A 6,000-nucleotide genomic window follows, 5' to 3' on the forward strand; every position below is an offset into this window, starting at 1 on the left:
CTGTCAGCGGACCCTCGGCCACGGCCCGCACAGGCAGTGTCATCGGCCCGGCAATGATTCAATTGATAGAAATGCCATCGAATTTGCCAGTGACAAATGCCGGCGGCCGTGCGCGATTGACCGGCCGTTCGGCCGGCCCCTAGCATCGGCGCAGGAGGGTCCGCACCCATGCTGTCGCACGTCTACCTTGGCACCAAAGACCTGTCCCGGGCCTTCGGCTTTTACCAGCGCGTGCTGGCGCCCTTGCCGTTGAAGCTGCGCTTCCATGAACCCGACGAAGGCTGGGCCGGCTGGGAGCCGGCCGGCGGCGGCCGACCCTTGCTGATCGTCGGGCGCCCCTTCGACGGGCAGCCTCACGGGGCCGGCAATGGGCAGATGGTGGCGCTGCTGGCCACGGACCGTGCGCAGGTGCGGCAGGTGCATGCCGCCGCGCTGGCCGCCGGCGGCCGTTGCGAAGGCCCGCCGGGCCCGCGGCCGCACTACCACCCGCACTACTACGGCGCCTATTTCCGCGACCTCGACGGCAACAAGCTGGCGGTGGCCTGCCACGTGCCGGCGGCGCCGGGCGAACCTTCATGAGTGGGCGATCCTCGTTCAATCAGTGAATGATCCAGGCCCTCACATAGGGAAAGTACGCAACGCATCCGCCGGCAAGATACTTAAATTGTTGAAGTATCTAAATCCACGGAGACAACCGATGATCGACCGCCGAACCCTCCTGGCTGCCGCCCCGCTGTGGATGGCCTTGCCGCGCCTGGCGCAGGCACAGACGCTGGAAACCGCCAAGGTGCTGTGCGGCTTTCCGGCGGGGGGCACCACCGATGCCGTCTCGCGGCGCGTGGCCGACAAGCTGCGCGGCGGCTATGCCCGCGTGGCGCTGGTGGACAACAAGGCCGGCGCCGGCGGCCGGCTGGCGGCCGAAGAAACCAGCCGCGCCACGCCCGACGGCAGCACCCTGCTGCTGACGCCGGCGTCCATCGTCACGCTGTATCCGCACATCTACAGCCGCCTGAACTACGGTCTGCGCGACCTGCGGCCGGTGAGCACCGCCTGCCACATCTCGTTCGGCTTCGGCGTGGGGCCGGCGGTGCCCGAATCGGTACGCGACATCAAGGGCTTCCTGGCCTGGGCCAAGGCCAACCCGGAGCAGGCCAATTACGCCTCGCCGGGTGCCGGCACACCGCCGCATTTCATCGGCGCGCTGCTCACCAAGGAAAGCGGCCTGGACCTGCGCCACGTGCCCTACAAGGGTTCGGCGCCGGGCATCCAGGACCTGCTGGGCGGCCAGGTGGCGGCGATGAGTTCGCCGGTGGGCGACTACCTGCCCCACCTGAAGAACGGCAAGCTGCGCCTGCTGGCCATCTCGGGCAAGCAGCGCTCGAAGCTGGTGCCCGACGTGGCCACCTATGCCGAACAGGGCTTCCCGGCGCTGACCATCAGCGAGTGGTACGGCTTTTTCCTGCCCGGCAAGGCCAGCGACGAGGTGACGCAGCGCGCCGCCGCCGCCATTGCCGCCGCCGTCAGCTCGCCCGAGGTGGTGGAAGCCTTCGCCCAGCTGGGCCTGGAAGCCGCGGCCAACAGCCCGGCCGAACTGGCCAAGGCCGTGGCCGACGAAAACGCGGCCTGGGGCCCGGTGGTCAAGCGGGTGGGCTTCAAGCCGGAGGCTTGAACGGCTGGCAGGCTGACCTTCGTCGCGTGAAGTTGATCCGGTAAGGAATTTTCCTTACCATTCAAGGACTGAACGAAGGGAATGCCATGCCTGCCATCCATGAAGTGGCCACCTTGACCACCAAGGGCCAGATCACGCTACCCAAGTCCATTCGGCAGGCGCTTGGCGTCGATGCGGGCGGCAAGGTGGCTTTCGACTTGCGGGATGGTCAGGTGGTGGTGACGCGGGCTGGTGTCGAACACCAGGACCCTGCCATCGGCGCCTTCCTGGACTTGCTGGCGCGCGACATGGAGACCGGGCGCCACATCCAGGCCCTGCCCGATGATCTGGTCCGCGCGATGCTGTCGCACACAGGTCACGGCGTGAACCTTGACGAAGACATCGACGGGGACGTGGCGCTCTGATGCAGCGCCACGGCTGGACCCTGCTGTTCCATGCCTGCGTGGTCGAGCAGCTGCAGAAGCTGCAGGCGGCCGCTCGCCGGGCGCAAGAGAATGACCCGGACAAGTTCGAGTCGAATGCCAACGTCAAGCTGTTCCGGGCTCTGAGCCAGCTGATGCTGGACGTGGTGCCAGGCGACCCCGCGCGTGAAGAGTACCGCCAGGGCAACACCCTCGGACCGGCCCATCGCCACTGGCGCAGGGCCAAGGTCGGAAGGCGCTTTCGGCTGTTCTTCCGCTATGACTCCAAGTCGAAAGTCATCGTGTACGCCTGGGTCAACGACGAGCAGACGCTGCGGTCAACGGGCAGCAAGACAGACCCATATGCCGTGTTCGAAAAGATGCTGGGCCGCGGCACGCCACCCGACGACTGGGCCAGTCTGGTCCGGGCCAGCAGCCTGACTTGGAGCCTGCCGTAGCAGGCTCGCCACCCTCCGCTGGCGCCTCGACTCAGCGGCAGACGAAGCTCGCCGCTGATTCCACGTCCCCGCTGCCCAGGTAGCGGGCGACTTGCGGGTAAGGGCACAGCGGCCGGCTGCGCTGGGCGGACCAGGTGGCGGGCACATCGGCATTGACGCCGCCGGCATTGCCCACACCGCGTGCGGTGGCGGTCACCGCACCGGGCGCCTGGCCCTGCTCCACCCAGGCCACCAGCGGCGTCAGCATGTCGAACTGCTCGGTGGCCGGGCCGCCGGAACAGTGGTTCATGCCGGGCACGCGGTAGTAGCGGGCGAAGTCGGCGGCCTGCGCGCCGTGGCGGCGGGTGAGCGCCTCGTACCAGGCGTCGGTGTCGTCGCTGGAGAAGATGGGGTCGCTGGTGCCGTGGTAGACCATCATCTTGGCGCCGCGCTGCTTGAGCGTGCCCAGGTCGTCGACATGGGGCGGCAGCATGAAGCTCATCGCGCTTTCGGTGTAGGTGGCGTTGGTGGCGGCCACCTTGTCCAGCATGCCGTCCAGGTCGGCCGTCAGCGCGAAGTTGGTGGCATTGAAGCCGGCCACCGCCTCGGGCGGCACCTGCCACACGATCCCCACCGCGCCCGGGTCGCGCGTCAGCGAGTTGCCGTACTTCCAGCTCGACCAGCCGGTGGTGGCCAGACCCGCGTCGTACGGAAAGCTGCGGTAGATGCTGCGGCCACTGGCGGTGCGCGCGCCGGTGAACAGGCCCGCGATGCCGCTCTTTTGCGCCTCGGTCAGGCAGCTGCCGTCGCGGCCGGCGGTGCAGGTGGGCACGTCGCGCGACAGGTTGAAGGCGGCCTGGCAGGCGGTGATGTCCTGCACCAGGCCGTCGGCGGCGCCGTCCAGCGCGTCGCAGCGCGAGAGCACCGCGTTGGACACCAGGGTGCGCTCGGCCAGGGTGAAGCCGGTGGACGGGTCGTTGGCGGTGCTGGCCAGCGCGTTGTACACCCGCACGCCGGCCATGTTGGCGATGGCCGCCAGCGGCAGCCGGTAGCCAGGGTCGCCCACCAGCACGCCGTCGTATTGCTCGGCATAGCGCGAGGCGGCCACCATCGCATGCCGGCCGCCGTTGGAGCAGCCGCCGATGTACGAGCGATCGGGCGGCCGGCCGTAGGCCAGTGCGATCAGCTGCTTGGCCATCGGCGTGAGCGTGCCCACCGCCTGGTAGCCGTAGTCCAGCCGCGCCTGCGGATCGATGCCGAAGTTGGGGCCCTGCGAAGCGGCATGGCCGGCGTCGGAGCTGATGACCGCAAAGCCCTGCGCCAGCGCGTTGTTCAGCGGCCCGCCACCGCCCACCGGCCCGACCGCGGTGAGCACGCTGCCGTCCAGCCCGCCGTTGGCCTGGTAGAAGAAGCGGCCGTTCCAGTCCTGCGGCAGCCGCATTTCAAAGCCGATGGCGTAGCTGTTGCCATCGACCGCGCTGGTGCGCTGGTTCATGGCGCCGGTGACGCGGCAGTGCGCCCGCACCGGCTGACCGGCCACGGTCAGCGTGCCGGCCGCCACGGCCTCGGCCGTGCGGATGACGGTGCCGGGCAGGTTGAGGCGGCTGCCCAGGTCGGTACAGCTGGCCAGGGTGCCGGGGGTGGCGGCAGCCAGCCGCGGCAGGCTGGCCGAGCCGCCGTCACTGCCACAGCCGGCCAGCAGCGCTGCGGCAGCAGCGGCCAGCATCGTGAGGGGGAATCCACGCATGCATGTCTCCATTGGAATGAACGTGAAAGTTCATCTTATGAAGCATCCGAGCGTGTCAACATGCTCGATTACCCGAGCGATGCGCCGCAGGCAATTAATTCATTGAATGAAGCATGGCCTCAGCTGCCAGCCGGCCGGCCCCGGCGCGCCGCAGCCGCTGGCGCATCGGCGGCCGCATCCGCCGGCGCCTTGTCCGCGGCGGGGGCGTCGGTGGCCGAGGTGCGGCAGCAGGCCACCTTGTGCAGCAGCTCCAGCAGGATGGCGCGTTCGCCGGTGGACAAGGCATCCAGGGCCTGGCGCTCGCCGGCCAGCAGCCGGGCGGTGGCCTCGCTCATCAGCTGGGTGGCATGGGGCGTGAGCTGCAGGCGCTGGGCGCGGCGGTCGGTTTCGCTGCGCACCCGCTGCACCAGCTGCCGGGCTTCCAGCCGGTCGAGCCACATGGTGATGTTGGGCGCCGTCACGGCCAGCGCCTTGGCCAGCTGGGCGGCCGAGCCCCCGGGGTTGCGCTGGATCAGCGCCAGCACGGTGTATTCCACCGGCCGCAGGTCGAAGGGCTGGCCCACCGCTTCGTTGTAGACCCGGGTGGTAGCGATCGACGCTTGCGCCAGCTGGTAGCCCAGCACCTGCTGCAGGTCGTCTTCCGCCAGCCGGCCGTCGGGCGTGGTGGCCGGGGGCGGTGTGATCTTCTTGGACATGAGCGCATTGTCCCGCCGGTGGCGCCTAGACTGCACGCGCGACCAACACCAACAAGCAGCGGCCCGGCGCCGCCGCAACCCACGGATGGAGACAACGGTGACCCGCAGCACCCCGGCCCGCTTCACCACCCTCGCCGCACTGGCAGCCACGGCCGCCCTGGCCGGCTGCGCCGCCCTGCCCGGCGGCGGCTGGACCACGCTGGTGGATGGCACCCAGGGCCTGGACAACTTCACCCGGGTGGCCGAAGCCAACTGGACCGCCACCGACGGCGCCATCCAGGCCACCCAGGGCGGCAAGGACCCGGCCTACCTGGTGAGCAGGAACAGCTACGGCGACTACCAGCTGCGGGTGGAGTTCTGGACCAGCGACGACGCCAACAGCGGCGTGTTCCTGCGCTGCAACAACCGCACCGTGATCGACGACAAGACCTGCTACGAAGCCAACATCTTCGACCAGCGGCCCGACCCCACGTACGGCACCGGTGCCATCGTGCGGCTGGCCAAGGTGCCCGACCCGATGCCCAAGGCCGGCAGCCGCTGGAACACCTACCTGATCACCGTGCAGGGCCCGCGCCTGGTGCTGGAGCTCAACGGCGTGAAGACCGCCGACGTCCAGAGCAACGAGCTGCTGGCCCCCGGCCCCATCGCGCTGCAGTGGGGCCGTGGCGTGGTCAAGTTCCGCAAGGTGGAGATTCGGCCGCTGTAACCCGCGGGCTGCCCGACCACCGCCAGGAGTACGCATGAACGCCTTCAAGCCCGACGGCTATCCGAGCGTCAGCCCCTACCTGCTGGTCACCGACGCAGCAGCCACGGTGCGTTTCCTGGTGCAGGCCTTCGGCGGCCAGCCGCTGCGGCAGATCGACGGCGAGCAGGGCCGCTTGCGCCATGCGGAGGTGCGCATCGACGACGGTGTGGTGATGTTGGCCGATGCGATCCCGGGTTGGCCCGCGGTGGACGCCCACGTGCACCTGTACGTCGCCGACGTGGATGCCGCTTACGCAGCCGCCCTGGCGGCCGGTGGCCAGCCGGTGCAGCCGCCCGCCACGCAGGA

General features: G+C 69.5%; 8 protein-coding genes. 6 read left to right on the forward strand and 2 right to left on the reverse strand.

From position 1 onward, the window contains the following. Positions 1 to 168 precede the first annotated feature (168 nt). The 4 genes from ABNT58_RS24820 to ABNT58_RS24835 all read left to right on the forward strand — a co-directional run bounded on the left by ABNT58_RS24820 (position 169) and on the right by ABNT58_RS24835 (position 2,528). Complete coding sequence (locus ABNT58_RS24820) at positions 169 to 579, forward strand: VOC family protein (protein WP_348756061.1); 411 nt, start codon at positions 169 to 171, stop codon at positions 577 to 579. Positions 580 to 697: 118 nt separating this feature from the next. Next, positions 698 to 1,669 (forward strand): Bug family tripartite tricarboxylate transporter substrate binding protein, encoded by a 972-nt coding sequence (locus ABNT58_RS24825; RefSeq protein WP_348756062.1) that lies wholly within the window; start codon positions 698 to 700, stop codon positions 1,667 to 1,669. Between the two features lie 86 nt (positions 1,670 to 1,755). Continuing rightward, a complete protein-coding gene (locus ABNT58_RS24830) occupies positions 1,756 to 2,073 on the forward strand; it encodes a type II toxin-antitoxin system PrlF family antitoxin (RefSeq protein ID WP_348756063.1) in 318 nt (105 codons plus the stop codon). Next, entirely contained in the window at positions 2,073 to 2,528 is a 456-nt protein-coding gene (locus ABNT58_RS24835; protein ID WP_348756064.1) for a type II toxin-antitoxin system YhaV family toxin, read from the forward strand. Before ABNT58_RS24830 ends, ABNT58_RS24835 begins: the two co-directional genes overlap by 1 nt. A 31-nt stretch (positions 2,529 to 2,559) precedes the next feature. On the opposite strand, the gene ABNT58_RS24840 is transcribed toward ABNT58_RS24835, so the two are convergent. Both ABNT58_RS24840 and ABNT58_RS24845 read right to left on the reverse strand, forming a co-directional pair. Then, a complete protein-coding gene (locus ABNT58_RS24840; RefSeq protein WP_348756065.1) occupies positions 2,560 to 4,254 on the reverse strand; it encodes a tannase/feruloyl esterase family alpha/beta hydrolase in 1,695 nt (564 codons plus the stop codon). A gap of 119 nt (positions 4,255 to 4,373) precedes the next feature. After that, on the reverse strand, positions 4,374 to 4,949 hold the full coding sequence (locus ABNT58_RS24845) for a MarR family transcriptional regulator (protein WP_348756066.1): 576 nt from the start codon (positions 4,947 to 4,949) through the stop codon (positions 4,374 to 4,376). Positions 4,950 to 5,046: 97 nt separating this feature from the next. On the opposite strand from ABNT58_RS24845, the gene ABNT58_RS24850 reads away from it, so the two are divergent. After that, complete coding sequence (locus ABNT58_RS24850) at positions 5,047 to 5,655, forward strand: DUF1080 domain-containing protein (protein ID WP_348756067.1); 609 nt, start codon at positions 5,047 to 5,049, stop codon at positions 5,653 to 5,655. Positions 5,656 to 5,689: 34 nt separating this feature from the next. Continuing rightward, on the forward strand, positions 5,690 to 6,000 hold a 311-nt coding region (locus tag ABNT58_RS24855), incomplete at its 3' end, for a VOC family protein (protein WP_348756068.1).

It is taken from the genome of uncultured Aquincola sp. (assembly GCF_964001545.1).
In the GTDB taxonomy this organism is placed as follows: domain Bacteria; phylum Pseudomonadota; class Gammaproteobacteria; order Burkholderiales; family Burkholderiaceae_C; genus Aquincola.

Coding starts and splice junctions, on each gene's coding strand:
- ABNT58_RS24820 (WP_348756061.1), top strand. CDS start 169: ATGCTGTCGCACGTCTACCTTGGCACCAAAGACCTGTCCCGGGCCTTC.
- ABNT58_RS24825 (WP_348756062.1), top strand. CDS start 698: ATGATCGACCGCCGAACCCTCCTGGCTGCCGCCCCGCTGTGGATGGCC.
- ABNT58_RS24830 (WP_348756063.1), top strand. CDS start 1,756: ATGCCTGCCATCCATGAAGTGGCCACCTTGACCACCAAGGGCCAGATC.
- ABNT58_RS24835 (WP_348756064.1), top strand. CDS start 2,073: ATGCAGCGCCACGGCTGGACCCTGCTGTTCCATGCCTGCGTGGTCGAG.
- ABNT58_RS24840 (WP_348756065.1), bottom strand. CDS start 4,254: ATGCGTGGATTCCCCCTCACGATGCTGGCCGCTGCTGCCGCAGCGCTG.
- ABNT58_RS24845 (WP_348756066.1), bottom strand. CDS start 4,949: ATGTCCAAGAAGATCACACCGCCCCCGGCCACCACGCCCGACGGCCGG.